The organism is Brevundimonas sp. KH_025 (assembly GCF_057839885.1).
Map to the genome: position 1 here is coordinate 1,557,980 of NZ_CM174501.1, position 23,825 is coordinate 1,581,804.

27 protein-coding genes, 3 tRNA genes and 1 other RNA gene are annotated in these 23,825 nt (G+C 68.1%); 21 read left to right on the forward strand and 10 right to left on the reverse strand.

Annotated elements, in window-relative coordinates; all coding sequences use genetic code 11:
* The first annotated feature begins 187 nt into the window (after nucleotides 1-187).
* The 4 genes from AC3IS2_RS07805 to AC3IS2_RS07820 all read left to right on the forward strand — a co-directional run bounded on the left by AC3IS2_RS07805 (nucleotide 188) and on the right by AC3IS2_RS07820 (nucleotide 5,170).
* Complete coding sequence (locus AC3IS2_RS07805) at nucleotides 188-1,798, forward strand: AbgT family transporter (RefSeq protein WP_489197025.1); 1,611 nt, start codon at nucleotides 188-190, stop codon at nucleotides 1,796-1,798.
* A 111-nt stretch (nucleotides 1,799-1,909) separates the two neighbouring features.
* Nucleotides 1,910-1,986 (forward strand) — tRNA-Asp (locus AC3IS2_RS07810).
* A gap of 137 nt (nucleotides 1,987-2,123) precedes the next feature.
* The gene (locus AC3IS2_RS07815) at nucleotides 2,124-4,205 is read left to right on the forward strand and encodes a prolyl oligopeptidase family serine peptidase (RefSeq protein ID WP_489197026.1); all 2,082 of its coding nucleotides are present in this window, start codon (nucleotides 2,124-2,126) and stop codon (nucleotides 4,203-4,205) included.
* A gap of 239 nt (nucleotides 4,206-4,444) precedes the next feature.
* A complete protein-coding gene (locus AC3IS2_RS07820; protein WP_489197027.1) occupies nucleotides 4,445-5,170 on the forward strand; it encodes a hypothetical protein in 726 nt (241 codons plus the stop codon).
* Here AC3IS2_RS07820 and AC3IS2_RS07825 read toward each other — a convergent pair.
* On the reverse strand, nucleotides 5,152-6,462 hold the full coding sequence (locus AC3IS2_RS07825; RefSeq protein ID WP_489197028.1) for an erythromycin esterase family protein: 1,311 nt from the start codon (nucleotides 6,460-6,462) through the stop codon (nucleotides 5,152-5,154). The genes AC3IS2_RS07820 and AC3IS2_RS07825 overlap by 19 nt on opposite strands.
* A 119-nt stretch (nucleotides 6,463-6,581) precedes the next feature.
* On the opposite strand from AC3IS2_RS07825, the gene AC3IS2_RS07830 reads away from it, so the two are divergent.
* Nucleotides 6,582-7,220 carry a dienelactone hydrolase family protein gene (locus AC3IS2_RS07830; RefSeq protein WP_489197029.1) on the forward strand — a complete coding sequence of 213 codons (639 nt, stop codon included), beginning with the start codon at nucleotides 6,582-6,584 and terminating at the stop codon, nucleotides 7,218-7,220.
* Between the two features lie 6 nt (nucleotides 7,221-7,226).
* Here the strand turns inward: AC3IS2_RS07830 and AC3IS2_RS07835 are convergent, their stop codons facing one another.
* Together AC3IS2_RS07835 and AC3IS2_RS07840 are read right to left on the reverse strand one after the other, a co-directional pair.
* Nucleotides 7,227-7,904: a phosphoribosyltransferase gene (locus AC3IS2_RS07835; protein ID WP_489197031.1), complete on the reverse strand. Its 678-nt coding sequence runs from the start codon at nucleotides 7,902-7,904 to the stop codon at nucleotides 7,227-7,229.
* A gap of 3 nt (nucleotides 7,905-7,907) precedes the next feature.
* Nucleotides 7,908-8,798, reverse strand: coding sequence for a hypothetical protein (locus tag AC3IS2_RS07840; protein ID WP_489197032.1), 891 nt, complete (start codon nucleotides 8,796-8,798; stop codon nucleotides 7,908-7,910).
* A gap of 170 nt (nucleotides 8,799-8,968) precedes the next feature.
* Here AC3IS2_RS07840 and AC3IS2_RS07845 point away from each other — a divergent pair, with 170 nt between their 5' ends.
* Complete coding sequence (locus AC3IS2_RS07845; RefSeq protein WP_489197034.1) at nucleotides 8,969-9,595, forward strand: helix-turn-helix domain-containing protein; 627 nt, start codon at nucleotides 8,969-8,971, stop codon at nucleotides 9,593-9,595.
* A gap of 277 nt (nucleotides 9,596-9,872) precedes the next feature.
* Here AC3IS2_RS07845 and AC3IS2_RS07850 read toward each other — a convergent pair.
* Nucleotides 9,873-9,946 (reverse strand) — tRNA-Gln (locus tag AC3IS2_RS07850).
* A gap of 213 nt (nucleotides 9,947-10,159) precedes the next feature.
* On the opposite strand from AC3IS2_RS07850, the gene AC3IS2_RS07855 reads away from it, so the two are divergent.
* The 7 genes from AC3IS2_RS07855 (at nucleotide 10,160) to AC3IS2_RS07885 (ending at nucleotide 13,786) form a co-directional block, all read left to right on the forward strand.
* Nucleotides 10,160-10,236: transfer RNA gene (locus AC3IS2_RS07855), tRNA-Pro, on the forward strand.
* Nucleotides 10,237-10,312: 76 nt separating this feature from the next.
* Nucleotides 10,313-10,861 carry a DUF924 family protein gene (locus AC3IS2_RS07860; protein WP_489197035.1) on the forward strand — a complete coding sequence of 183 codons (549 nt, stop codon included), beginning with the start codon at nucleotides 10,313-10,315 and terminating at the stop codon, nucleotides 10,859-10,861.
* Nucleotides 10,862-10,932: 71 nt separating this feature from the next.
* On the forward strand, nucleotides 10,933-11,790 hold the full coding sequence (locus AC3IS2_RS07865; RefSeq protein WP_489197036.1) for a thymidylate synthase: 858 nt from the start codon (nucleotides 10,933-10,935) through the stop codon (nucleotides 11,788-11,790).
* 5 nt (nucleotides 11,791-11,795) lie between these two features.
* Nucleotides 11,796-12,095 carry a phosphoribosyl-ATP pyrophosphohydrolase gene (locus tag AC3IS2_RS07870; RefSeq protein WP_489197037.1) on the forward strand — a complete coding sequence of 100 codons (300 nt, stop codon included), beginning with the start codon at nucleotides 11,796-11,798 and terminating at the stop codon, nucleotides 12,093-12,095.
* A 91-nt stretch (nucleotides 12,096-12,186) separates the two neighbouring features.
* A complete protein-coding gene (locus tag AC3IS2_RS07875) occupies nucleotides 12,187-12,858 on the forward strand; it encodes an aquaporin (protein ID WP_489197038.1) in 672 nt (223 codons plus the stop codon).
* Nucleotides 12,859-12,910: 52 nt separating this feature from the next.
* Complete coding sequence (locus AC3IS2_RS07880) at nucleotides 12,911-13,450, forward strand: dihydrofolate reductase (protein ID WP_489197039.1); 540 nt, start codon at nucleotides 12,911-12,913, stop codon at nucleotides 13,448-13,450.
* 15 nt (nucleotides 13,451-13,465) lie between these two features.
* On the forward strand, nucleotides 13,466-13,786 hold the full coding sequence (locus AC3IS2_RS07885) for a YbjQ family protein (protein ID WP_489197040.1): 321 nt from the start codon (nucleotides 13,466-13,468) through the stop codon (nucleotides 13,784-13,786).
* Here the strand turns inward: AC3IS2_RS07885 and AC3IS2_RS07890 are convergent.
* Nucleotides 13,783-14,853: an Mrp/NBP35 family ATP-binding protein gene (locus tag AC3IS2_RS07890; RefSeq protein WP_489197041.1), complete on the reverse strand. Its 1,071-nt coding sequence runs from the start codon at nucleotides 14,851-14,853 to the stop codon at nucleotides 13,783-13,785. The two genes, AC3IS2_RS07885 and AC3IS2_RS07890, sit on opposite strands and share 4 nt — an antisense overlap.
* 149 nt (nucleotides 14,854-15,002) lie before the next feature.
* Between AC3IS2_RS07890 and miaA the strand changes: the two genes are divergently transcribed.
* Nucleotides 15,003-15,815 (forward strand): tRNA (adenosine(37)-N6)-dimethylallyltransferase MiaA, encoded by an 813-nt coding sequence (gene miaA, locus AC3IS2_RS07895; RefSeq protein WP_489200125.1) that lies wholly within the window; start codon nucleotides 15,003-15,005, stop codon nucleotides 15,813-15,815.
* Here the strand turns inward: miaA and AC3IS2_RS07900 are convergent.
* On the reverse strand, nucleotides 15,769-16,215 hold the full coding sequence (locus tag AC3IS2_RS07900) for a helix-turn-helix domain-containing protein (protein WP_489197042.1): 447 nt from the start codon (nucleotides 16,213-16,215) through the stop codon (nucleotides 15,769-15,771). The two genes, miaA and AC3IS2_RS07900, sit on opposite strands and share 47 nt — an antisense overlap.
* 66 nt (nucleotides 16,216-16,281) lie before the next feature.
* On the opposite strand from AC3IS2_RS07900, the gene AC3IS2_RS07905 reads away from it, so the two are divergent.
* From AC3IS2_RS07905 to AC3IS2_RS07915, 3 genes are all read left to right on the forward strand, one after another.
* On the forward strand, nucleotides 16,282-17,130 hold the full coding sequence (locus tag AC3IS2_RS07905; RefSeq protein ID WP_489197043.1) for a class I SAM-dependent methyltransferase: 849 nt from the start codon (nucleotides 16,282-16,284) through the stop codon (nucleotides 17,128-17,130).
* A gap of 48 nt (nucleotides 17,131-17,178) precedes the next feature.
* Nucleotides 17,179-17,545: a transfer-messenger RNA gene (gene ssrA, locus AC3IS2_RS07910) on the forward strand.
* Nucleotides 17,546-17,661: 116 nt separating this feature from the next.
* Nucleotides 17,662-18,159, forward strand: coding sequence for an SspB family protein (locus AC3IS2_RS07915; RefSeq protein ID WP_489197044.1), 498 nt, complete (start codon nucleotides 17,662-17,664; stop codon nucleotides 18,157-18,159).
* Between the two features lie 569 nt (nucleotides 18,160-18,728).
* Here AC3IS2_RS07915 and AC3IS2_RS07920 read toward each other — a convergent pair.
* Nucleotides 18,729-19,079, reverse strand: a complete 351-nt coding sequence (locus tag AC3IS2_RS07920) for a RusA family crossover junction endodeoxyribonuclease (protein WP_489197045.1) — start codon at nucleotides 19,077-19,079, stop codon at nucleotides 18,729-18,731.
* Nucleotides 19,080-19,182: 103 nt separating this feature from the next.
* Here AC3IS2_RS07920 and fumC point away from each other — a divergent pair, with 103 nt between their 5' ends.
* Nucleotides 19,183-20,586: a class II fumarate hydratase gene (fumC, locus tag AC3IS2_RS07925; RefSeq protein WP_489197046.1), complete on the forward strand. Its 1,404-nt coding sequence runs from the start codon at nucleotides 19,183-19,185 to the stop codon at nucleotides 20,584-20,586.
* A gap of 62 nt (nucleotides 20,587-20,648) precedes the next feature.
* Here fumC and AC3IS2_RS07930 read toward each other — a convergent pair whose 3' ends face one another.
* Both AC3IS2_RS07930 and AC3IS2_RS07935 read right to left on the reverse strand, forming a co-directional pair.
* Nucleotides 20,649-21,041 (reverse strand): YccF domain-containing protein, encoded by a 393-nt coding sequence (locus tag AC3IS2_RS07930; RefSeq protein WP_489197047.1) that lies wholly within the window; start codon nucleotides 21,039-21,041, stop codon nucleotides 20,649-20,651.
* A gap of 95 nt (nucleotides 21,042-21,136) precedes the next feature.
* A complete protein-coding gene (locus AC3IS2_RS07935) occupies nucleotides 21,137-21,370 on the reverse strand; it encodes a DUF2171 domain-containing protein (RefSeq protein WP_489197049.1) in 234 nt (77 codons plus the stop codon).
* Nucleotides 21,371-21,456: 86 nt separating this feature from the next.
* Between AC3IS2_RS07935 and AC3IS2_RS07940 the strand changes: the two genes are divergently transcribed.
* Nucleotides 21,457-22,050 (forward strand): glutathione S-transferase family protein, encoded by a 594-nt coding sequence (locus tag AC3IS2_RS07940; protein ID WP_489197051.1) that lies wholly within the window; start codon nucleotides 21,457-21,459, stop codon nucleotides 22,048-22,050.
* The gene (locus AC3IS2_RS07945) at nucleotides 22,050-22,232 is read left to right on the forward strand and encodes a DUF4169 family protein (protein WP_489197053.1); all 183 of its coding nucleotides are present in this window, start codon (nucleotides 22,050-22,052) and stop codon (nucleotides 22,230-22,232) included. Before AC3IS2_RS07940 ends, AC3IS2_RS07945 begins: the two co-directional genes overlap by 1 nt.
* A 115-nt stretch (nucleotides 22,233-22,347) precedes the next feature.
* On the opposite strand, the gene AC3IS2_RS07950 is transcribed toward AC3IS2_RS07945, so the two are convergent.
* On the reverse strand, nucleotides 22,348-23,244 hold the full coding sequence (locus tag AC3IS2_RS07950) for a DMT family transporter (protein WP_489197054.1): 897 nt from the start codon (nucleotides 23,242-23,244) through the stop codon (nucleotides 22,348-22,350).
* Between the two features lie 167 nt (nucleotides 23,245-23,411).
* Here AC3IS2_RS07950 and AC3IS2_RS07955 point away from each other — a divergent pair, with 167 nt between their 5' ends.
* On the forward strand, nucleotides 23,412-23,822 hold the full coding sequence (locus AC3IS2_RS07955) for a YbaY family lipoprotein (protein ID WP_489197056.1): 411 nt from the start codon (nucleotides 23,412-23,414) through the stop codon (nucleotides 23,820-23,822).
* Nucleotides 23,823-23,825 lie beyond the last annotated feature (3 nt).

The window sequence follows — 23,825 nt, forward strand, 5'->3', positions numbered from 1 at the left end:
GAGGGGGCGGATTCGGGGCTTCTTAGACCCAACCTCGCCGGGGTTCAAACCCATGTCGGCAAAGGTTTTTTGTTGAGAACGGTTCGCAAGCCAATGCGCGTTTTGCCGCAGGCTCCGGCGTTGCCAGTCGCACCGCGGATACGCGTAAATGGCGGCTTTCCCATATCTCTGTAATCAAGGTCGCAGCATGAGCCTGGCAGCCCGCTTGCTGAACACCATCGAACGCGTCGGCAACCGCCTGCCCGATCCTGTATTTCTCTTTCTGTGGCTGATCCTGGGCCTGATCGTCCTCAGCCTGGTGGGCGCCGGCCTGGGCTGGTCCGCGGTCAATCCCGTGACCGGCGACGCGCTGCAGGCCGAGAGTCTGTTGTCGCCCGCCAATCTGGAGCGGCTGTTCATCGGCATGCCGCGCACCCTGGCCGACTTCCCGCCTCTGGGGATTGTGATCACAATTATTTACGGCGCTTCGGTCGCCGAGCGGACCGGCATGTTCTCGACCGCCATTCGCGGGGCCTTGCTCAACGCGCCGCGATTCATCCTGACGCCCATCGTGGTGGTGACGGGCATGGTGTCGCACCATGCCTCTGACGCCTCCTATGTCGTCGTCATCCCTCTGGCGGCCGTCATCTTCGCCGCGGCCGGCCGTCACCCGCTGGCCGGTCTGGCCGCCGGATTCGCCGCCGTCTCGGGCGGATATGCCGGCAACCTCTTCCCTGGCGCCAGCGACGCCCTGATCCTGGGCATCACCGAGCCGGCCGCCCACCTGATCGATCCCTCCTACGCCGTCAGCATCGCCGGCAACTGGTTCTTCATCGTCGGCGTCGTCTTCGTCTTCACCCCCATCGTCTGGTTCCTGACCGATCGGGTCATCGAGCCGCGCCTAGGCCCCTGGGTTCCCTCCTCCGCCGCGCCCGCCACCGCCGAGGAAAAGACGCCCCTGAGCGGCGCCGAAAAGCGCGGCCTGCTGTTCGCGGGCCTGACCATCCTGGTCATGATCGCGCTGTGGACGATCGTCACCCTCCTGCCCGGCTCGCCCTTCGTTGATGCGGACGCCGAGCCGGCGCAGCGCTTCAACCCGCTCTATCGCTCGCTGGTCGCCTTCTTCGCCCTGACCTTCTTCGGCGCAGGCGCAGCCTTCGGCGTCGGCTCCGGCTCGATCAAGGATCACCGCGACCTCGTCCGCATGATGCGCGAGGGGATCAGCCAACTGGCCCCCTATATCGTCCTGGCCTTCTTCGCCGCCCACTTCGTGGCCATGTTCAACTGGTCCGGTCTGGGACCGATCCTGGCGGTCAACGCCGCCGCCTCGCTGCGCGAACTGGCCCTGCCCACGCCGCTGCTGCTGATCGTCGTGGTGCTGGTGTCCTGCGTCTTCGACCTGTTCATCGGCTCGGCCTCGGCCAAGTGGTCGGCGCTGGCCCCCATCGTCGTGCCCATGTTCATGCTGCTGGGCATCAGCCCCGAGATGACGACCGCCGCCTATCGCATGGGCGACAGCGTCACCAACATCGCCACGCCGCTGATGAGCTACTTCCCCCTGATCCTGACCTTCGCCCAGCGCTGGGACCCCCGTTTCGGCCTGGGCTCGCTGATGGCGACCATGCTGCCCTACGCCGGGGCCTTCCTGGTGGCGGGCCTGATCATGGTGGCGACCTGGGTGGCGCTGGACCTGCCGCTGGGGCCGGGCGTGGGCGTCCACTACGACCCGCCGCCGCCCGCCACCGCCTCGCACCTGCCGGCGGACGGCGGAATCGCCGGTCCCGTGGCCCCGCCTCAGGCCGCCGCTGCGGCCAAGTAACGGAGGTCTCGCGATATTTTCACTTATCCACAGACGCATCGCTTGACAGTAACCGGCCCTCCCGCCTAAACGACGCCCCTCGCCGCGACGCATTGCATCGCAGCGGGAAACGCGGGTGTAGCTCAGTTGGTTAGAGTGCCGGCCTGTCACGCCGGAGGTCGCGGGTTCGAGCCCCGTCACTCGCGCCATTCCCTTCAGCGAAGGGGATGGCGCACACCGCCCCCAAACATTTGAAATCGGCACATCGGTCATCGACAGCGCGATGCCGCTTGCCGCCCCCCTCGCCCCATCTATGATCTCGGCGTTCCAGAGGGGGAAACGTCGAATGTCTAAAGCGATCTGGGCCTGTTGCGCCCTGGCCTTGCTGGCCGCGCCCGCCATGGCGCAATCCGCGCCGCTTTCATCCGAATCCGCCCGCTTCCAGGCTCAGGACCTGTTCGGCCTCGAGGTCGCCTCGGACCCGCAGATCAGCCCGGACGGCTCGCGCATCGCCTATGTGCGCCAGACCGCCGACATCATGACCGACCGGATGCGGCCGACGATCTGGCTGATCGACGTGCGCACCGGCCAGCAGACGCCGCTGGTCGCCGGCGCCGGATCGCACAGCCAGCCGCGCTGGTCGCCCGATGGAACCCGCGTCGCCTATATCTCGACCGCCGAGGGCGGCGGCGCCCAGTTGTTCGTGCGCTGGATCGGCTCGGGCCAGTCGGTGCGCGTCACCAGCCTGCCGAACACGCCGACCGGAATCAGCTGGTCGCCGGATGGGACCAAGCTGGCCTATTCGGTTCTGGTCGCCGGTCAGGCGCCGAAACTGGGCGCACCGCTGGCCAAGCCCGAGGGCGCCCAATGGGCCCCGCCGCTGGAAGTCATCGACACCGTCACCTATCGCGCCGACGGCCAGGGCTATCTGAAGCCCGGCTATCGTCAGGTCTTCGTGGCTCCCGCCGACGGCGGCGGCGCGCGCCAGCTGACCCAGGGCGATTTCAACCACGGCGGCGACCTGTCCTGGTCGCCCGATTCCGCCACCCTCTACCTCAGCGCCAATCGCGGCGCCGACTGGCAGCGGGAGGCGGCCAACAGCGAGGTCTATGGCCTGGACGTCCGCTCCGGCGTCCTGACCGCCCTGACCGACCGTCAGGGCCCGGATCAGTCGCCCGTCGTTTCGCCCGACGGCCGCCGTATCGCCTATGTCGGCTATGACGACCGGCGGATGGGCTATCACAACACCCGTCTCTATGTGATGGACCGCGACGGCGCGAACCGCCGTGTCCTGACCGCCGGTCTGGACCGCTCGGTTCAGTCGCCGGTGTGGAGCAAGGACGGGCGCTCCATCCTGATCGCCTATGACGACCGAGGCTCGACCACGGTCGCGCGCGTCTCGCTGGACGGCGCCGTCTCGACCGTGGTTCAGGGCCTCAGCGGCGACGACATCGGCCGCCCCTACACCGGCGGCGACTTCTCCCTGGCCGAGGACGGCGCGGTCGCCTTCACGCGCGGCGACGCCCTGCGCCCGGCCGACGTCCATGTGCTGCGCCAGGGCCGTCAGACCCAGTTGACCCGGCTGAACGCCGACTATCTGGCTGGCAAGACCCTGGGCGCCGTGCAGCGGCTGGAGGTCGCCTCCTCGCACGACGGCCGCGCGGTGGAGTCGTGGCTGACCCTGCCAGCCGGTTATGTCGAGGGTCAGAAATATCCGCTGATCCTGGAAATCCACGGCGGGCCCTTCGCCGCCTATGGCCCGCACTTCGCCACCGACAACCAGTTGTTCGCTGCGGCGGGCTACGCCGTCCTGTCGGTCAATCCGCGCGGCTCAACCTCTTATGGCGAAAAGTTCGCCAACCTGATCCACCACGACTATCCCAGCCACGACTACGACGACCTGATCAGCAGCATCGACGCCGTCATCGCCAGAGGCGTGGCCGATCCCGACCGTCTGTTCGTCACCGGCGGCTCGGGCGGCGGGGTCCTGACGGCCTGGATCGTCGGCAAGACCGACCGCTTCAAGGCCGCCGCCAGCCAGAAGCCGGTGATCGACTGGGCCAGCTTCGTCCTGACCGCCGACAACCCGGCCTTCTTCGCCCGCTATTGGTTCGGCGAATATCCGTGGGAGAACCCGGAGGCCTACTGGCGCCGCTCGCCCTTGTCGCTGGTCGGAAACGTCAAGACGCCGACCCTGGTCGTCGTCGGCGACGAGGACTACCGCACCCCGGTCAGCGAGTCGGAGCAGTATTACAGCGCCCTGCAGCTGCGCGGCGTCCCGACCGCCCTGGTCAAGATTCCCGGCGTCGGCCACAGCCTGGCGGTCCGCCCGTCCCAGAACGCCGCCCGGATCAGCGCCATCCTGGCCTGGTTCGACCGCTACAAGGACGGCGCGCCCGCCCCCGCCACAACAACGCCGGCACGCTGACCGCCGGATCAGAACCGCCAAAGGCCGCTGGCGCGATCCGGCGGCCTCAAGGCTCTCGCCTGAGCGGCATGCCGCAGTGCTTCGCGCGCCAAGCGGTCAGCAAGCTGCTCTGCGGAAATGCGCCGTTGCCGACTGACCAAAAATGACAACGGTCAAATCGGCGCGCCGCGTTGTCGCCTAGCCTCGTCTGACAAAGAGATTGGGAGAGCTATCTCATGGCGCGACGAAACTCAGTCCTGATGACGCTGACGGCGGCGACGCTGACGGCCTCGTTCTTCGTCTACGGATGCAATCGCAAGGAGCCCGAGACATCCCCGGACGCGCCGCCGGCCGCCACCTCCGATCAAGCCCTGCGAAGCGCGGCTGCGGATTTCGGGGCGATGGTCGAGCGCTCCACCGGCGCCACCTGGGAGGAGGTCGACGGCCTGCATGCGCGCGCCATGACCTCGGCGAGCGAAGCCCGCGCGCGCTTGTCGCCGGCCAGCGCCGCCGATCTCGACCGCGCGCTGCAAGAGCTTGACCGCGCCCGCAAGGCAGAGGACCGGACGGCGCTTGCCCTGGCCTCCTTGGAAGCAAAGCGCAATCTGGTCGCCGCGCAGGACGCAGCCACGGCGAAACCTCCGATTCCGGCGGAGCTTTTGCTCACCGCAGGCCAGCGCTATCAGGTGCTGACGCGAGCCAAGCCCACGGACTGGGCCGCCCTGACCGCCGCCGCCGCCGCCGCCGACGAGCAATGGCGACTGACGGCGCCGCTGCTGAGCGCCCAATCGATTCCCAACACGATGCAGGCCAGCCTGACCGCCATGGCCGACGCCGCCAAGGCGCGGGACCTGTTCGCGGCTCAACAGAGCGCCGTGCTTCAGATCGCCGCCGCGCGCCAGGTGGCTGCGGCGCTTGGCGCCGCGACGCCGCCTCCCCCCGCGCCGTCCGCCACGCCGCCGCCTGATCAGAGACCGAACGGATAAACGTCCGGGGCCCCTTCCGGCGGCGCGCCCGCCAGCGGCGTCACCGCCCCGGTCTCCTCGAACCAGACGAAGGCGTCGAACTGGGCCGACAGGCGCGCGTCGAAATAGTGGCTGCTGCGCTCGGTCTCGGGCCGGTAGATCACGCCAATGGCGCGCTCCAGCCGGGTCTCGGCCAGCGCCTCGGCCAGTCCGGCGTCGGCGCTCCAGTCGGTCAGGGACCGGCCCAATCCGGCCTGCTGGAAGATATGCTCCCAGCTGTCGCGGCGCGACGGCAGCACCTGTTTGAAGCGCACCTCCCCGCCCCAGTCGTCGGCCGCCGCCACCCGCCCCCGATCGGTGCCGAACCCGATGGAGACGCAGTCGCGGTCGAAGGCTTCGCGGCACAACTGGCCGACATTGTATTCGCCCGCCGCGCCCATCGCCGTGGCCGAGGCGTCGCCCAGATGCGAATTGTGCGCCCAGACGACGGCCTTCGCCCCCGGCCCGCGCGCCTGCAGCAGATAGGCCAGCGTCTCGAACATATGGCTGTCGCGCAGGTTCCAGCTCTCGACCGAGCCGCGATACATGGCGCGGTAATAGCCCTCGGCCGCCCGAACCACCCGCGCGTTCTGCGCCGCGTCCAGATAGTCCTCGCCGTCCTGACGGCTGTAGCTCAGCCGATGCCGCATCAGGCTGCCCAGTTGGGCCACAACCGCGTCCTCGCAGTCCACCACGCCCAGGCGCGCCGCCGCGCCATAGCCCTGGGGCTGGTCCAGATAGGGCGTCAGGCAGCCGTAACGCAGCCGCGCCTGGCCCGCCGCCTCGGGGTCGACCCGGTCCAGATAGGCCAGCACCTCGCTGCGCGACTGCGACAGGCTGTAGACGTCCAGCCCGCGCAACTCGGCGCGGTCCGCCGCCGCCCGCTCCAGGTTCCAGACCCGCAGTTCGCGCACGAAGGCGGCGAACTCGGCGTTGCGCCACATCCAGCGCGGAAAGTTGGGAAAACTGTCCTTCTGGCCCCAGACGCCGCGATTGCGGACGAAACGGTCCAGTTCCGCCACGTCGGGCCAGTCGCCCTCGACGGCGACGATGCGAAAGCCGTGCCGGTCGATCAGCCGCCGAGTGATCGCTGCCCGCGCGCGATAGAATTCGCGGGTGCCGTGGGTGCCCTCGCCCAGCAAGACGACGCGAGCCTGCCCGAAATGGTCGAAGGCGGCGACGAAATCCTCGTCGTCGATGGGCGGCAGGGGGCGGGAACGCCGCCGCACCAAGGCCGCGACATCCTCGATCCGGAACAGAGGGGGCGTGGTCATGCGGCCATTTGAGCCGGCTTTCCCTTCTCCGCCTTGACGCCCGTCAATGCCGAGGGCGCGCGCGTCCCTAGCCTCCCGTCCTTCTGTCGGCCGCGCCGACCCGCTTTTCGAGGCCGCCCATGTCCGCGAATCCGTCCGCCGAAGCCGTGCTGATCCCGCCGCTGGATCTGGCCGGCGACCTTCGCGCGCCGGCCCGGCCGCGCGGCCTGGTGGTCTTCGCCCACGGCAGCGGCTCTAGCCGGTTCAGCCCGCGTAACCGCCAGGTCGCCGAGGCCCTGGTCGCCGAGGGGATGGCCACCCTGCTGTTCGACCTGCTGACCGAGGACGAGGCGCGCGACCGCGCCAACGTCTTCGACATCGACCTGCTGGCCGAACGGCTGGTCCAGACCGTCGACTGGGCCAAGACCAGACCCGATCTGGCGGACCTGCCGCTGGGCCTGTTCGGTTCCAGCACCGGCGCCGCCGCCGCCCTCAAGGCCGCCGCGGAACGGCCCGCCGCCGTCGCCGCCGTCGTCTCGCGCGGAGGCCGACCCGATCTGGCAGGCGAGGCGCTGCCGTTGGTCACGGCCCCGACCCTGCTGATCGTCGGCGGCGACGACGAACCCGTGCTGACGTGGAACCGCGAGGCGCAGCAGCAGATCGCCGGCCCGGCCCGGATGGCGGTCATCCCCGGCGCGACGCATCTGTTCGAGGAGCCAGGCACGCTGGAAGAGGCAATCCGGCTGGCCGCCGCCTGGTTCGACGACCACCTGCGCTGATCCGACCTAACCCCGGCGGGACGCGCCGAAGGACGCGGCGCGGTCCATCAGGTCCAGCACCTCCTCGTCCTCCAACTGATGAAAATCGACGTAGGCTTCGCCGACGCTGCGGAAGGACACAGGCTCGGCCAGGCAGACGAAGGCGTCCACCTCCTCGCGCAGGGCGTCGGCGGCGTCGGGCGGCGCGACCGGGACGGCCAGGATAATCCTCGCCGCGCCCTGCCCGCGCAGGCCCAGGACGGCGGCCCGCGCCGTGGCGCCGGTGGCCAGGCCGTCGTCGACGATGATCGCCGTCCGTCCACGCGGGTCGGGCCGGGACCGGCCGCCGAAATAGAGGGCGCGGCGGCGTTCGATCTCGGCCAGTTCGCGCGCCTGCGCCCGCTCCAGATAGGCCGCGTCGGCGCCGGTCATGCGCCGAACCTCCTCATTGATCACGGTGTGGGGATGCTCGCCGTCGATCACCGCCGCCAGCGCCAGCTCGGGATTGCCCGGCGCGCCGATCTTGCGCACCAGGGCCAGGTCCAGCGGCGCATCCAGACGCCGCGCCACCTCGAACGCCACCGGCGCCCCGCCCCGTGGCAGGGCGTAAATCACCGGGTCGCGCGTCTTCAGCGCCTCCAGCACATCGGCCAGCCGCCGCCCCGCCTCGGCGCGGTCCTCGAACAGGGGCGGACGCCGGTCCATGCCTCAGTGCGCCAGCAGCAGGGACGGGCCGTCGCGGTCGGCCAGGAAGCTTCGCGTCGCGCCGCCGAAGACGACCTCGCGCAGTCGCGACCGGCCATAGGCGCCCGCCACCAGAAGCCCCGCGCCCCGCGACCGGGCGGCGGCGGCCAGCGCCTCGCCCTCGCGGTCGCCGTCGACCTGGGAGGCCGAGGTCCGCGTGATCCCGTGCAAAGCCAGATAGGTCTGAAGGCGCCGCGCGTCAGGGTCGGCGGCCATCAGGTCCAGCCCGCGGCTGCTTTGCAGGATCACCACCTCGGACGCCTCGGCCAGCAGCGGCAAGGCCGCGCGCACCGCCCGCCCCGCCTGCGCCCCGCCGTCCCAGGCGATCGCCGCCAGGCCGGACAGGGCCGACGGCTGGCCCCGCGCGATCATCGTCGGCGTCAACTGCTGCAACAGGGCCTGGCCCAGCACCTCGCCGCGCGGATCGGCGTGGTTCAGCCCGCCCTGACCCAGGATCACCAGATCGGCCAGAGCCGTCGCGCGCGCCGCGGCGGCCGGAGGGCGATAATCATGCCGGGCCATGGCCATGCGCGGCGCGGCCCTGTCGCCGGCCTCATGCTCGTCCTCGCTGAAGGCGACGCCCCGCGAGACGGCGGCGCTGCGCGCCAAGGCTTCGATGCGGGTTCGCCGTTCATCCTCGGCGTGTTCGATCACGGCGATCGCCTCCGCCGCCCGCCGGGTGCCCAGAGACCGGCCCATGGCGATCAGGTCCCCCGCCGCATCGCCATAGGTCGAAACCACCCGCGCCCAGGCGCCGTGGCGAGCGCACAGTTCGGCGGCGAAGCTCAGGGCCTCGTCGTCGTCGCCCTCAACGCCGCCAGCCAGGGCGACGATCAGTTTCAATCCGTCGTTCATGGCTTCGCCTCGCCATCTTGAACGCGACCATCGCACGCCGGCGCCCGGGGCCGGTTGACGTCCGTCAAAGCTTGACCGTGCCCCCCCGGCCGAGCGCGACCCGAATTTCGATCTTGCGGCGGTCCGCCCTGTGCGCCCATATGACGGGAGCCGGGGACTGCGAGGCTGTGATGGACGCCCCCCCTCTGCTCTGCGTCGCGACGTTTCGGCTCGGTCCGCGTCTGGACCGCCGTTCCGGCGTCAAACTGAGCTACGCCGCCGACGAACCCGTCTATGTCGAGGGCGACCAGGCCTATTCCGTCTATGCAGTGATCTCCGGCGCGGTGCGGACCATCCGCTATTCCCTTGAGGGACGGCGCCAGATCGGCGCCTTCTACTATCCCGGCGATCTGTTCGGTCTCGAACCCGGCGAGGATCATCGGTTCTCGGCCGAGGCCCTCTGCCCGACCGAGGTCGCAGCGATCCCGCGCGGCGCGGCGCTGCCCGACGAAAACGCCCTGACCCAGGCGGCGCTGGCTGAACTGGCGCGCGCCCAGGACCATCTGGCCATGCTGGGCCGCCGCACCGCCTGCGAGAAGATGGCCAGCTTCCTGCTTGAAACCGCCGTCCGCGCCCGCTCGAACGACGCCTCCCTGCCCATGAGCCGCCAGGACATGGCCGACTATCTCGGCCTGGCCATGGAGACGGTGTCGCGCGTGCTGGGCCAGTTCCAGAACGACGGTCTGGTCGCCTTTCCCACCTGCCGCGACTTCCGCATCCTGAAGACCCCGGCGCTGGAGCGGCTGGCCGCCAGCTGAGGCGCACGCGGCCAGGTCCGGGAAGCCATCGGCAGCGCGGCTTCGACCTCGCCCCGCTTCCTCAACGCCTCAAAGGGGGGCGGACTCAGACGGTGTCCGCAACACGCAGCTCTATTGTTCAGAGACGGGGCAGGAGCCGTGAAACGGCGGCGCCTCCTGCAGAACCAACGGACAATTGGCCAATTTTTACAGGAACAGCACAGGTTTTACAGTGGCGACGGCGTCGTGCCTGGGCCTCAAGTGCCCGCCGTCTCAATGATCACATGAAGAAAGCGGTTGGCTGGGGAACTAGGACTCGAACCTAGAATGACGGTACCAAAAACCGTAGTGTTACCATTACACCATTCCCCAGCAGGACCAGTGCGCCCCGCAGTTCGTTGCTGCGAGGAGCGGTGAGATACGCCAAGCTTTTCTGGGATGCAACACCTGAAAACAAAAGAATTTTCATCGAGCGGCGACTTTTTAAAAAGCAGCAAAATCCCCGCTTGCGAGGTCCGAAACTCGTGGCTATAAGCCCCCTCCTCGGCGCAGCGACGGCCTCTGGCCCGCGTCGAGAAGAAATGTCGGAGTGTGGCTCAGTCTGGTAGAGCACTGCGTTCGGGACGCAGGGGTCGGAGGTTCGAATCCTCTCACTCCGACCATTTTTCCTTACATCGTCAGATGATTTCCCCCTCGCGGGGCCGTGCATTCACGCCTGCGCGCGCTAAGCTTTGGCGCATGATCACGCTGCTTACCCCCGAAGAAGTCGTCGCCTTCTGGATCGACGCCGGCCCCGAAAAATGGTTCGCCAAGGACGCCGCCTTCGACGTGGCCTTCACCCAGCGATGCCGCGATACGCATTTCGCCGCCGCCCGCCGCGAACTGGACCACTGGGCCCAGACGCCCGAGGGCGCGCTGGCCCTCATCGTCCTGCTGGATCAGTTGCCGCGAAACGCCTTCCGCGAAACCGCGCACATGTTCGCCACCGATTCCCTGGCCCTGATGTTCGCCAAGGCAGCCATCGCGCGCGGCGACGACCGCCAGGTGGCCGACGACCTGCGCCCCTTCGTCCTGATGCCGCTGATGCACTCGGAATCGCTCACGGATCAGGAAACCCTGCTGACCCTGCTGAACGAGGCCGATCAGCCGAACACCTTCAAGTTCGCCGTAATCCACCGCGACATCATCGCCCGCTTCGGTCGCTTTCCCCACCGCAACGCCTGCCTGGGCCGCGAGACGACAGCGGACGAGGCTGCCTTCCTAAGCGGGGACGGCTTCAAGGGCTGAAACCGCTTTCTTGTGGGCAAGCGAATCAGCGGCCTGCCCAGCGCCGCGAATCAGCGGCATCCTCTCTTTCCATGAACGCCGCCCTCGCCCTCGCTGATCTGGAAACCCGCAGCGGGGCGGCCCCGGCCGATCACCCCGAATGGCAGTATCTCAACCTGCTGCGCGACATTCTCGACAACGGCGTGCGCCGCGACGACCGGACCGGCACCGGCACCTTGGGCGTCTTCGGCCGTCAGATCCGGTTCGACCTGTCGAAGGGCTTCCCCCTTCTGACCACCAAGAAGCTGCACACCCGCTCCATCTTCCTGGAGCTGCTGTGGTTCCTGCGCGGCGACACCAATGTCCGCTGGCTTCAGGAAAACGGCGTCGGCATCTGGGACGAATGGGCCGACGAGAACGGCGACCTCGGCCCCGTCTATGGCAAGCAGTGGCGCTCCTGGGCCGCGCCGAACGGCCAGAGCATCGACCAGATCCAGAAGCTGATTCACGGCCTGAAGACCAATCCCAACAGCCGCCGCCACATCGTCAGCGCCTGGAACCCGGCCGACGTGGACGACATGGCTCTGCCGCCCTGCCACTGCCTGTTCCAGTTCTTCGTCGCCGACGGCAAACTCAGCTGCCAGCTGTATCAACGCTCGGCCGACGTCTTCCTGGGCGTGCCGTTCAACATCGCCTCCTACGCCCTGCTGACCATCATGCTGGCCCAGGTGGTGGGGCTGGAGCCCGGCGACTTCGTCCACACCTTCGGCGACGCCCACCTTTACCTGAACCATCTGGAGCAGGCCGAGCTGCAGTTGACCCGCCAGCCGCTCCCCCTGCCGACCCTGACCGTCGCGCCCAAATCCGACCTGTTCGCCTATGAGCTGTCGGACTTCGCGCTCAGCGACTATGCCCCCTGGCCTCACATCAAGGCCGCCGTCGCGGTCTGACCCTCATGAAGATCGCTGACCTCAAGGCGGACGTCCTCCGCATCTCCGACATCTATGCGCGCGAGCATTCCATCGACCGCGACCGCGACTGGGCCCTGCTGAAGCTGCAGGAAGAACTGGGCGAACTGACCGCCGAGCATCTGCGCCTGACCGGCCGCGCCCGCGGCGCGCCCGACGCTACAGCCCTCGGCGACGAGGCCGCCGACGTGCTGGGGATGCTGCTCATCTACTGCGACCGCGCAGGCATCGACCTGGAATCCGCCATGCAGCGCAAGTGGCTGAAGTGGCTCAAGGCTGAAGCGTAACCACCCGTAACACCGTCTGGCGAGCGCCTGAGACTCGGCGCACCCTCCCCTGATCCGCGTCGATGCGGGCGCATGAAACGGGAGGGTTGTCATGTTGAAGAAGTTTGCGGCCGAACTGGTCGGGACGATGGTGCTGGTGCTGTTCGGGTGCGGCGCCGCCGTGCTGGGCGGGTTCGATCATGTGGGGCAGTTGGGCATCGCCCTGGCCTTTGGCTTCGCCATCATCGCCATGGCCTATGGCATCGGTCCGGTGTCGGGCTGTCACGTCAATCCGGCGGTCAGCCTGGGCGTCTTCGTCGCCGGGCGGATGAGCGCCAAGGACATGCTGGTCTACTGGATCGCCCAGTTCATCGGCGCGATCGTCGGGGCCGCCATTCTCGGCATGATCGCCAAGACCGGCTTCGCCAGCCTGGGCCAGAACGGCTTCGACGCCGGATCGCCCGGCGGATACGGCCTGCACGCCGCCCTGATCTTCGAAATCGTGGCCACCGCCATCTTCATCATCGCTATCCTGGGCGTGACGGGGGCCAAGGGACACGGCGCCTTCGCCGGCGTCGCCATCGGCATCACCCTGGCCGTCATCCACATCGTCGGCATTCAGGTGACGGGCGTCTCGGTCAATCCGGCCCGCAGTTTCGGTCCGGCGCTGCTGGTCGGCGGCCAGGCCCTGAGCCAGGTCTGGGTCTTCTTCCTTGCTCCGGCGATCGGCGCGGTGATCGGCGCGGCCTTCTTCCGCTTGAAACTGCTCGAGCCTGAGGCCTAAGTCGGCATCGAGGGGGCGGCGTCGCGTCGCCCCCGTCTGCCGGAGTTCGCCTGTGTCTGTTCCCCCAATTGGCCCCAAGATCGCCCTCGTCGTCGCCCGCGCCAGGAACGGCGTCATCGGACGTGACGGCGACCTGCCCTGGCGGCTGCGCTCGGACCTGCAGCGCTTCAAGGCCGTGACCGTCGGCAAGCCCTGCATCATGGGCCGCAAGACCTGGGAAAGCCTGCCGCTCAAGCCCCTGCCGGGTCGCCTGAACATCGTCCTGACCAAGGACGGTTCCTACGAATCCGAGGGCATGGCCAAGGGAGCGCTGGTCTGCTCGAACCTGAGCGAAGCCCTGTCGATCGCCCGCGAAACCGCCGTCGAGGATGGCGTGGACGAGGTCTGCATCATCGGCGGCACGGCCCTGTTCGAAGCCACCCTGCCGCGCGCCCAGCGCCTCTACATCACCGAGGTCGAGGCCGAGCCCGAAGGCGACGCCCATTTCCCCGCCTTTGACGAAGCCGCCTTCGTCGAGACCCTGTCGGAATCCCATCCGGCGGGCGAAAAGGACGACCACGCCTTCACCTTCCGCACCCTGGACCGACGCTGAGCCGGAGACACAAGCATGATCGTCGCCACCACCAATGACCTGCCCGGCCACCGCATCGTCCGCCATATCGGCATGGTGCGCGGCGTCACCGTGCGTTCTCGCAACCTCGTATCCGACGCCATCGGCGGGGTGCAGTCGATGATCGGCGGCCGCGTCGGCGCCTATGTGAAGCTGGCCGAGGCCGCGCGTCAGGAGGCCTATGACGAACTGGTCGCCCACGCGCGCGACATGGGCGCCAACGCCATCCTGGCCATGCGCTATGACGCCAACGAGATCATGCCCGGCGTGACCGAGGTCCTGGCCTACGGCACGGCGGTCGTGGTCGAACCGGCCTAGAGGCCCAGGCTCTCCGCCACACGCGCCGCCACCACGGCGAAGCGCTGCGCCACCTCGCCGTCCGGGTCAGTCGAAACCAGCGGCCGCCCGGCGTCGCCCGCCTGACGCAGGGCGGCGTCCAGCGGCAGGTCGCCGAGGAAGGCCACGCCCAGCCGGCCGGCTTCGGCCTCGGCCCCGCCCTGCCCGAAGATCGGTCCGCTCATGTTCTCGATCAGACCCAGGGTCGGCACGTTGACGCGCTGGAACAGCGTATGCGCGCGGCGCGCGTCGGCCAGCGCCACCTCCTGCGGGGTCGAGACGATGACCGCCCCGTCCAGCGGCGTCTTCTGGATCAGGGTCAGTTGCACGTCGCCGGTGCCGGGCGGCAGGTCGACCACCAGCACGTCCAGCGGCGCCTCCTCCGTGCCCCAGCGCGTCTGGGTCAGCATCTGGGTGATGGCCTGCGACGCCATCGGCCCGCGCCAGATCATGGCGTCGTCGGCCTTGGTCAGCAGACCGACCGACATGGCCTTCAGCCCGTGGGCGACATGCGGCACGATGGCCCCGTCCTCATAGGCCGGCTGGCCCGACAGCCCCAGCATGGTCGGCAGCGACGGGCCGTAGACGTCGGCGTCCAGCACCCCGACCGACAGGCCCCGCGCCGCCAGGGCCGCCGCGAGGTTCACCGCCACGGTCGACTTGCCGACCCCGCCCTTGCCGCTGGCCACCGCCAGGACGCGCTTCACATGGGCGGGGCGTTCGGTGGGAACCGGGGCCTTGGCCCGGCCCTGATCGGTCGCGGCCTTCGACAGGCCCGCCGTGCGGCGCGGCGCGGCGGCCGCCACCGCCTCGGCGGTCAGGACGACCGAGACCCGCGCCATGCCCGGAATAGCCTTCAGCGCCGCCTCGGCCGCGTCGCGCACGGGGGCATAGATGGCGGTTTCGCCCGCCGGAACCTCCATGACGAAGCCCGCGCGGTCCTCAGCCACCGTCAGCCCCTGAACCAGACCGGCGGCGACCAGCCCCTGGCCCGATTTCGGGTCGGAAACGGCGTCGAGGGCGGCGATTACGGCGGTGCGGTCGATCAAGGCTCTGCTCCTTGGCCCTTGCCGGGCCGGTCGCGGGCGTTCTATCGCCGTCTGGTCCTGTTCGCGAGCCCGTTCCTTTGACCAAGCCGTCCCGCCTCACCCTGATCGCCGGCCCCACCGCCTCGGGCAAGTCGCGTCTGGCGCTGGAGATGGCCGAAAAGACCGGCGCCGTTATCGTCAACGCCGACAGCCAGCAGCTCTACGCCGACCTGCGCGTCCTCAGCGCCCGCCCGTCGGTCGAGGACGAAACCCGCGCCGAGCATCGCCTCTATGGCGTCGCCGACGCCGCCGAATCCTGGTCCGTCGGCCGCTGGACCCGCGCCGTCATGCCGCTGCTGGACGAACTGACAGCGCAAGGCCGTCCCGCCCTGCTGGTCGGCGGCACGGGTCTCTATTTCAACGCCCTGACGCGCGGCCTGGCCGACATCCCCGCCGTGCCCGACGCCGTCCGCGACGCGGTCCAGGCCGCCTATGACCTTGAGGGCGAAGCCGCCTTCCGCCGCCGTCTGGCCGAAGTCGATCCCGTCGCTGCCGCCGCCATCACCCCTGGCGACCGCCAGCGCCTGATCCGCGCCCTGGCCGTGGCCCAGGCCACCGGGCGCTCGCTCAGCGACTGGAAGGCCGACACCCGGCCTCTGATGGCGCCCTGTTCCTACAACGCCCTGGTGGTCGAGCCGCCGCGCGACCGCCTCTACGCCAACTGCGACGCCCGGGTCAGCCAGATGATCCAACACGGCGCGGTGGACGAGGTCCGCGCCCTGCTGGCCCGCAACCTCGACCCCGCCCTGCCCGCCATGAAGGCCGTCGGCGTGCCGGAACTGGCCGCCCACCTGACGGGCGCCGCGACGCTGGATCAGGCCGTCGCCGCCATCCGCCTGTCCACCCGCCACTACGCCAAGCGCCAGCTGACCTGGTTCAGGAACCAGACCTCGGACTGGACCCGCGTTTCGCCGGACGCCTAGGCCCGCGTCCGCGCGCCGCCGCCGCCTGCCGCAAGCGGTTGAACGTCGGGCATTCCATATGGCTGGGCGCCGGGCATTCGGCCGCGTGGCGCAGGGCGTGTCGCAGGGCGGTCAGCCGCTTGATCGTCTGATCCAGTTCGTTCGCCTTGTCCGACAGGCGCGCCCGATCAATCTGCAACGGGCCGTCCGGCCCCAGCATCGCCCCGATCTCGTCCAGCGGAAAACCCGCCGCGCGCCCCAGGGCGATCAGCGACAGCCGATCCAGCACCTCAAGCTCGAACAGCCGCCGCAACCCGCGCCGTCCGACCGAGGCGATCAGCCCCTTCTCCTCATAGAACCGCAGCGTCGAGGCCGGCAATCCGCACCGCTGCGCCACCTCGCCAATATCCAGCAGCTTCACGCTTGACCTCAAGTTGACTTGAAGTCGTATCGTCGCGCGGACCTAGGCCAGATACAAGGACCCGCCATGACCCAACCGCACATCCAGCCCAATCAATCGCAGTCGGAGCTTTGGAATTCGCGCGGCGGAGAGGTCTGGGTCGAGCAACAGGAACTGCTGGACCGCCTGTTCCTGCCGTTCGAGCGCCTGCTGGACGATGCGGTCGCCAGCGGCGAGGCCGGCAATATCCTCGACATCGGCTGCGGCGCTGGCGCGACAACCCTGGCCGCCGCGCGGCGACTGGGGTCGCAGGGCCAATGCACAGGGCTGGACATCTCGGTCCCGCTGATCGCCGCTGCTCGCCGTCGCGCCGAGCGCGAGGGCCTCGCCAACGCCCGTTTCATAGCCGGCGACGCGCAACGTCATGTCTTCGAGCCAGAGAGCTTCGACGCCGTCGTCTCGCGCTTCGGCGTCATGTTCTTCGACGACCCGTCGGCGGCCTTCGCCAATCTGCGGCGGGCCGTTCGCCCCGGCGCCGATCTGACCTTCATCGCCTGGCGCAGCGCCGAGGATAATCCCTTCATGGTCGCGGCAGAGCGCGCGGCGGCGCCCTTCCTGCCCGAACTGACGCCGCGCGATCCCGCCGCTCCCGGCCAGTTCGCCTTCGCCGACGCGGATCGGGTGCGCCGGATTCTGGAGACGGACTGGCGCGACATCGACATTCAGCCGCTCGACGTTCCCTGCACGCTGTCAGCAAACGACCTCGCGACCTATGCCGCCCGCATGGGTCGCGTCGGCCAGATGATGCCTGACCTCGACGAGGCGACCCGGACGACGGTGATCCATGCGGTCACTCAGGCCTTCGAACCCTTTGTCACCGACGGCGTCGCCAGATTCACAGCCGCCTGCTGGCAGGTCCGCGCCCGCGCGCGATAAGCGGCGAAGCCAGCTATCCCGCTGTAAATTCGACGCCGACAACGCTCCGCCCTTGGAACCCGGCGGCTCAGCGCCTATATTGGCTTTGTTCGGGTTCGCCCGGACTATGGCGATAAACGCGCTTGTAATAAGCGGACCGGACCCGGGTGCGATTCCCGGCGGCTCCACCAATCTCTTCCTCCGCGTTATCGGCGGGAAGTGCGGGGCCGACTAGCATCGACGGACGTGTAAAGAAGATGCTTTCGCTCGTCCTGGCCCACCGTATCGGGCCATATTGTAACTGCGAACGATAACTTCGCTGGAGAAGTCCGCCTCGCCGCGTAATGCGGTTCGGTTGATTTCGAACACTTAAGTCCTGGGGGTTCAGATCCTCAGGCGGGGCCCGGGGGGCGCCTGGCAACAGAAGCCCCCCACTTTCCCAGGCATGTCCGGAGCCTGGCAACAGAATCCCGGCGCTTTCCCCAAATCACCATCTTCCGTCACTCGCCTGTCGCGGGTAACAGTCGCGCGTTCCCAGTTTCGAGGCCCCCGATGACGGATCAATCTCCCCCGGTCGACGAGATGCACTACGAGCAGCTCGCCCAGGACGCCCTGCGCGGCGTGATCCGCTCTGCGCTTGAACGCGCCGCCGAGCCTGCCGGTATTCCGGGGGCCCACCATTTCTACATCACGTTCAAGACGCGGGCGCCGGGCGTCTCGGTGCCGCCGGACGTCCTGGCCAAATACCCCGACGAGATGACCATTGTCCTGCAGCACCAGTATTGGGACCTGAGCGTCGATCACGACCGCTTCTCGGTCATGCTGAAGTTCGGCGGCATGCCCAAGGTGCTGTCGGCGCCCTACTCGGCCGTGACCCGCTTCTACGACCCCAGCGTCCAGTTCCTGCTGCAGTTCGAAGAGCCCGAGATCGTCGAGGCCGAGATCGCCCCCCTGACGCCCCCGGCCCGCGACCCGAACGCCGCCCCGCCCCCCTCGGGCGACGACGACGGCCCCAAGGTGGTTTCGCTGGACCAGTTCCGGAAGAAGTAGGCGTTTCAGCGTCCCTAGTCGGAGGCACTGGAAGTCCGTAGCGAGTGGGTAGCGGACCTATTCGGGATATTGCCGGTTGCCTGGTGGGCAACGATGCTGAACTTGGCGATGAAATGCCTGTGCGTCGCCTGCATAGCGTTGAACGATCACCGCGTAATCCTGAGTGCCCAATTTGATTGAGGCTTTGTGCAGGCGAGGCTTGCCCCCTCCGAGCAGAGCCACCGCTACTGTGTTGCCTTTCACCTCGTAAACCGGCGGGGGTGCGTGATCATACGTGAGGATGGGGGAGCAGGCGGTTCCCGTCGGATGGCACGCTTGCACCACCCAGAGTCGGACCGAGTCTGGATGTCCTGCGTACGAACTTAATCTCATGAGCAAGTTCGGCGCGACTTGCACGCTCGTGCAATGGCTGGTGCTCGTCACAACCCGTTCTGCCGACTGACTGCACCCGCCCGCAATCAGCACCATGACAGTCGCAAGATTCCGAAGTCGCATCAGCCTCTCCCTTCGCAAAATAGTTGTGACCGGCCCGAGAACGTCTGCATTGGGTCGAAAGCGGACGCTAGCCCTCACCGCCTCGGAAACACCCGGATCGTGATCCGCTCACGTTCGCCTTCATTCCGCTCGACCAGCAGCCGCGCCACCTGGCTGTCGTCGTGGAACAGATAGCCCTTGATGGAATCCAGCAGGGCCTTGGCCAGGTTGTCGAGGTCCATCCACGGCGCGTCGCCGACGTGCTCCATCAGGATCTCGACCGTGTAGTCGCCCCAGGCCGGCCTCGACGTCCATTCCTTGCGGAAGAACTCATAGGCCAGCGGCTTGTAGTATTTGGCCTGGGTGGTCAGGCCGTCGATGGTGATCTCGACCGTGTCGCCGACCTCGCGTCCGCGCACCTTGCCTGTGCCGATCCAGCCTTCCACGCGCGCCTCGTCCCTATAGCCAATGGTCGGGCCGCCTTGCCCCGCCGTGTCCGCGTGCTACACCGCCCGGCATCTTCCCGCCACGTCTGAGAACGAGCCTGCGATGAGCAACGTCCGCCCCAACACCCGTATCGAGACCGACACCTTCGGCCCCATCGAGGTCGCCGCTGACCGCTACTGGGGCGCGCAGGCGCAGCGTTCGCTCGGCAACTTCAAGATCGGCTGGGAAAAGATGCCTCTGCCTGTCGTGCGCGCCCTGGGCGTCGTCAAGCGCGCCGCCGCCGAGACCAACCGCGACCTGGGCAAGCTCGACGCCAAGCTGGCCGACGCCATCATCGCCGCCGCCAATGAAGTGATCGAAGGCAAGCTGAACGACCACTTCCCGCTGGTCGTCTGGCAGACGGGTTCGGGCACCCAGTCGAACATGAACGCCAACGAGGTCATCTCGAACCGCGCCATCGAGATGCTGGGCGGCGAGATGGGCTCCAAGAAGCCGGTCCACCCCAACGACCATGTCAACATGAGCCAGTCGTCGAACGACACCTACCCCACGGCCATGCACGTCGCCTGCGCCGAGCAGGTGGTCAACGATTTGCTGCCCGCGCTGAAGCACCTGCACGCCGCCCTAGACGCCAAGTCCAAGGCCTGGGCCCACATCATCAAGATCGGCCGCACCCACACCCAGGACGCCACGCCCCTGACCCTGGGTCAGGAGTTCGGCGGCTATGCGCAACAGGTCGCCAACGGCATCGAGCGCATCGAGCAGACCCTGCCCAAGCTGATGGAACTGGCCCAGGGCGGCACCGCCGTCGGCACCGGCCTGAACGCCCCCGTCGGCTTCGCTGAGAAGGTCGCCGAGAACATCGCCGCCATCACCGGCCTGGCCTTCACCACCGCCCCGAACAAGTTCGAGGCCCTGGCCGCCCACGACGCCATGGTCTTCAGCCACGGCGCGATCAACACGGTCGCCGCCTCGCTGTTCAAGATCGCCAACGACATCCGCTTCCTCGGCTCCGGCCCGCGTTCGGGTCTGGGCGAACTGGCCCTGCCGGAAAACGAGCCGGGCTCGTCGATCATGCCGGGCAAGGTCAACCCGACCCAGTGCGAAGCCCTGACCCAGGTCTGCGCCCAGGTGTTCGGCAACAACGCCGCCCTGTCGTTCGCCGGCTCGCAAGGCCACTTCGAGCTGAACGTCTACAACCCGGTCATGGCCTACAACTTCCTGCAGTCGGTCCGTCTGGTCGCCGACGCGGCCATCAGCTTCACCGACAACTGCGTCGTCGGCATCGAAGCCCGCGAGGACAACATCGAGCGCGGCCTGAACAACTCGCTGATGCTGGTCACCGCCCTGAACGGCCGCCTCGGCTATGACACCTGCGCCAAGATCGCCAAGACCGCCCACAAGAACGGCACCACCCTGCGCCAGGAAACCGTCGGCGGCGGCTACCTGACCGACGCTGAGTTCGACGAAGCCGTCCGCCCCGAGAAGATGATCTCGCCGGGCTAAGCCGTCTCAGCAGACTGAACAAGGACGGCGGCGAGAGCGATCTCGCCGCCGTTTCTTTTGGCCTACCGATCCCGGATCGTCCGCCCCACCGGCGCCAGCGACAGCTTGGCCAGTTCGACGTTCTTCAGCGCGAACGGGATGCCGATGATCGAGACGAACTGCGGCACGGCGATCAGGATATGGGCCAGGGCGATGTACCAGCCGGCCAGCACCAGCCAGATCACATTCAGCCCCACGCCCAGGCAACCCACGCCCAGATCAGCCGGGTTCGGATCGCGCCAGACGATCTCTCGTCCGAACGGCCAGAAGGAATAGCTGGCGATCCGCCACGCGGCGAAGGCCCACGGCAGCCCGACCACCGTCAGCGCCAGCAGAAGCCCGCCGAACAGCCAGGCCAGGCCCGAGGCGAAGCCGCCGAGGAAGAACCACAGCAGGTTCAGGATCAGTCGGATCAAGGTCGTCTCCCCATGCGCGATCTGCGCGACGTCCCTGATATGGCGAAAGACCCCGCCTGTGACAGCGGGGCCCGGGTGAATTCGCGGTAAGCCGGCTAGTGTTTCACAGTCCAGCGCGCCTTGGCTTCGTCCTTGGTCATGTTCAGGTGGACGTGCTCGTCGACATGGTCGACCCAACTGACCGGGATCATGTGGTGCTTCAGCCCGGCGCCCATATCGAACTTGGCCAGTTCGATCTGATCGCCCATCACATGGTCCACCCGACCGACGTGCCCGCCGTCCGAACCCACGACTTCGAGATGTTCCTTGATCATCGAGGCGCTTATCATCGTTGTCTCCATTGCCGATTGCGGGTGATGGTGAAACGGGCCACGCCGCTTTCGGGTCCATCAGAAGACCGCTCAGGGAGTTCACGATGTCGCTGACCGTCCATCACGCCCCCCAGTCCCGCTCCACCCGTCTGCTGTGGCTGCTGGAGGAATTGGGCGCCGACTATGACATCCACTATGTCGAGATCGAGCGACAGGGCGGGCACGGTCACGCCGACCCCACCAACCCCCATCCGCTGAAACAGGCCCCCGCCGTCAGCGTCGACGGCCAACTACTGATCGAGTCGGTGCTGATCTTCCTCTTCCTGACCGACCGCTTCCCGGACGCGAAGATGGCGCCCGGCCCCAACGATCCGCGCCGGGCCGAGTATCTGTCGTGGCTGGGCCTCTATAACAATGTGCTGGAGAGCGTCCTGACCTCGGGTCCGCCCGAAAGTTGGAACGACCTGAGGAAGGCCGGCTACGCCGCGCTGGACCACCGTTGGAGCGCCGCCATCAAGGACGGTGGCTACATCCTGGGTCAGTTCTCGGCGCTCGACATCCTGTTCGGCAGCCTGCTGCAATGGTTCCGCGCCGCCATGCCGCCGGGCGAGCCCTATGACGCCTACGTCCAGAGGATCGGCGCCCGCCCTGCGCTGAAACGCGCCTGGTCCAAGGACAGCCCCGACGGTCACGTCTGATGGGCGAGGTCGTCAATCTGAACAAGGCTAGGAAGGCCCGCGACAAGGCCGAGGCCAAGCGCGCCGCCGACGCCAACCGCCTGACCTTCGGCCGCACCAAGGCGGAACGTCTGACGACGCAGCAGGAACGCGACCGCGACGCGGCGAAACTGGACGGCCACAAGCTCGACGAGCCTGAGTAGCCGCATTCTCCTTCGTCATCCCGGCCGCAGCGCAGCGGAGAGCCGGGACCGCCCCAGACGCCGCCGCTTGATGCGGTCCCGGATAGCCCTGCGGGCTTCCGGGATGACGCTCGGCTTAAGCCGCCGACCGCTTCGGCGCGCGGATCAGGAACAACTGCCCCGCCAGCACCAACGCCAGCCCCAGCAGGGCGATCAGGCCGAACCGCGCGCCCTCGAACAGCACCGACACCAGCATGGCGATGGGCGGCGTCAGGGCCGAGATATAGCTGGCCAGGGCATAGCCGCGCGCCCGGGCGATGGTGAAATAGAGGCCAAACGCGATCACCGAGCCGAACAGCGACAGATACAGCAGCGAGATGACATAGGCCGGACTCCACGCCACCGACCACGACACCCCGGTCACAAGGCCATAGAGCGCCAGCGCACCCGTGCCATAGGCCATGGCCCAGGCCGTGCCAGGCAAGACCTGCGCCCCCGCCTGCTGACCCTTCCAGGCAAACCAGTTGCCGAAGGCCGAGGCCACCACCGCGATCAGGGCGAAGGTCACGCCCTCGACGGCATGAAGCCCCAGCCCCGCCCCCATGACCTCGCCGCCCGACAGGACCGCCACCCCGATCACCCCCATGCCCGCGCCCAGCCAGGCCGCCGAGGCCGCCTTCTGCTTCGAGGCCACGCGGAACAGGATCAGGTTGAGGAAGGCCAGGGCCGCAAAGATCACCGCCACCACGGCCGAAGCGATCTTCTCCTCTGAGGCATAGACGAAGGCGTAGCTGATCGAGAAGGAGAACAGCCCCTGCCCCATGGCCATCAGGTGTTGCGGCCGCGTCATGGCCAGTCGCCCGCCCGTCGCCTTCACCACCAGGGCCAGCACCGCCGCCGCCAGACCGAACCGCATCACCACCGACACCACCGGATCAACCGCGCCCAGCTGGAAGGTGATGGCGTACCAGGTCGTGCCCCAGATCAGGGCGCAGACGCCGACGCCGCCGAACGCTAGGAAGGCGGGCGACATCAAGGATTTCGGTGCGGAAGAGGCGGATTCGGACACGGCGCGCGACTCACGGAAACGAAACAGGAACTCCCGTTAGCACCGGATCGCGACCAATGCGCCTCACGTCTTGCAGCCTTATGTGACGCTCGCGCGTTCTGCTAAGCTAACCTCCAAACAGGACCTTTCTCATGCGCTATCTGCCGCTGATCGCTCCCCTCGCCCTAGTGGTCGCCGCCTGCTCCAGCATGGCGCCGCCCGAGGCTGAAACCACCTCGGTCGAGGTCACAGCTGCCTATCGCGAGCGCATCATGCTGCCGCCGGGCCATGTGCTGACCGTGCGCGTCGAGGACGTCAGCCTGATGGACTCCCCGGCCCGCGTCCTGGCCGAAACCAGCAAGCCGCTGGAAGGCCGCGGCCCGCCCTATGCTGTCGTCCTGGCCGTGCCGAACGCCCAGATCGACCCGCGCCACACCTACGCCGTTCGCGCCGAAATCCGCGATCCGGCCGGCGCCCTGCGCTTCACCACCGACACCCGCCATTCGGTCCTGACGCAAGGCGCGCCGAACAAGGTCGACATCATGATGGTCGGCGTCCGCTAAACC

Coding starts and splice junctions, on each gene's coding strand:
- AC3IS2_RS07805 (WP_489197025.1), top strand. CDS start 188: ATGAGCCTGGCAGCCCGCTTGCTGAACACCATCGAACGCGTCGGCAAC.
- AC3IS2_RS07815 (WP_489197026.1), top strand. CDS start 2,124: ATGTCTAAAGCGATCTGGGCCTGTTGCGCCCTGGCCTTGCTGGCCGCG.
- AC3IS2_RS07820 (WP_489197027.1), top strand. CDS start 4,445: ATGACGCTGACGGCGGCGACGCTGACGGCCTCGTTCTTCGTCTACGGA.
- AC3IS2_RS07825 (WP_489197028.1), bottom strand. CDS start 6,462: ATGACCACGCCCCCTCTGTTCCGGATCGAGGATGTCGCGGCCTTGGTG.
- AC3IS2_RS07830 (WP_489197029.1), top strand. CDS start 6,582: ATGTCCGCGAATCCGTCCGCCGAAGCCGTGCTGATCCCGCCGCTGGAT.
- AC3IS2_RS07835 (WP_489197031.1), bottom strand. CDS start 7,904: ATGGACCGGCGTCCGCCCCTGTTCGAGGACCGCGCCGAGGCGGGGCGG.
- AC3IS2_RS07840 (WP_489197032.1), bottom strand. CDS start 8,798: ATGAACGACGGATTGAAACTGATCGTCGCCCTGGCTGGCGGCGTTGAG.
- AC3IS2_RS07845 (WP_489197034.1), top strand. CDS start 8,969: ATGGACGCCCCCCCTCTGCTCTGCGTCGCGACGTTTCGGCTCGGTCCG.
- AC3IS2_RS07860 (WP_489197035.1), top strand. CDS start 10,313: ATGATCACGCTGCTTACCCCCGAAGAAGTCGTCGCCTTCTGGATCGAC.
- AC3IS2_RS07865 (WP_489197036.1), top strand. CDS start 10,933: ATGAACGCCGCCCTCGCCCTCGCTGATCTGGAAACCCGCAGCGGGGCG.
- AC3IS2_RS07870 (WP_489197037.1), top strand. CDS start 11,796: ATGAAGATCGCTGACCTCAAGGCGGACGTCCTCCGCATCTCCGACATC.
- AC3IS2_RS07875 (WP_489197038.1), top strand. CDS start 12,187: ATGTTGAAGAAGTTTGCGGCCGAACTGGTCGGGACGATGGTGCTGGTG.
- AC3IS2_RS07885 (WP_489197040.1), top strand. CDS start 13,466: ATGATCGTCGCCACCACCAATGACCTGCCCGGCCACCGCATCGTCCGC.
- miaA (WP_489200125.1), top strand. CDS start 15,003: ATGGCCGAAAAGACCGGCGCCGTTATCGTCAACGCCGACAGCCAGCAG.
- AC3IS2_RS07905 (WP_489197043.1), top strand. CDS start 16,282: ATGACCCAACCGCACATCCAGCCCAATCAATCGCAGTCGGAGCTTTGG.
- AC3IS2_RS07915 (WP_489197044.1), top strand. CDS start 17,662: ATGACGGATCAATCTCCCCCGGTCGACGAGATGCACTACGAGCAGCTC.
- fumC (WP_489197046.1), top strand. CDS start 19,183: ATGAGCAACGTCCGCCCCAACACCCGTATCGAGACCGACACCTTCGGC.
- AC3IS2_RS07935 (WP_489197049.1), bottom strand. CDS start 21,370: ATGATAAGCGCCTCGATGATCAAGGAACATCTCGAAGTCGTGGGTTCG.
- AC3IS2_RS07940 (WP_489197051.1), top strand. CDS start 21,457: ATGTCGCTGACCGTCCATCACGCCCCCCAGTCCCGCTCCACCCGTCTG.
- AC3IS2_RS07945 (WP_489197053.1), top strand. CDS start 22,050: ATGGGCGAGGTCGTCAATCTGAACAAGGCTAGGAAGGCCCGCGACAAG.
- AC3IS2_RS07950 (WP_489197054.1), bottom strand. CDS start 23,244: ATGTCGCCCGCCTTCCTAGCGTTCGGCGGCGTCGGCGTCTGCGCCCTG.
- AC3IS2_RS07955 (WP_489197056.1), top strand. CDS start 23,412: ATGCGCTATCTGCCGCTGATCGCTCCCCTCGCCCTAGTGGTCGCCGCC.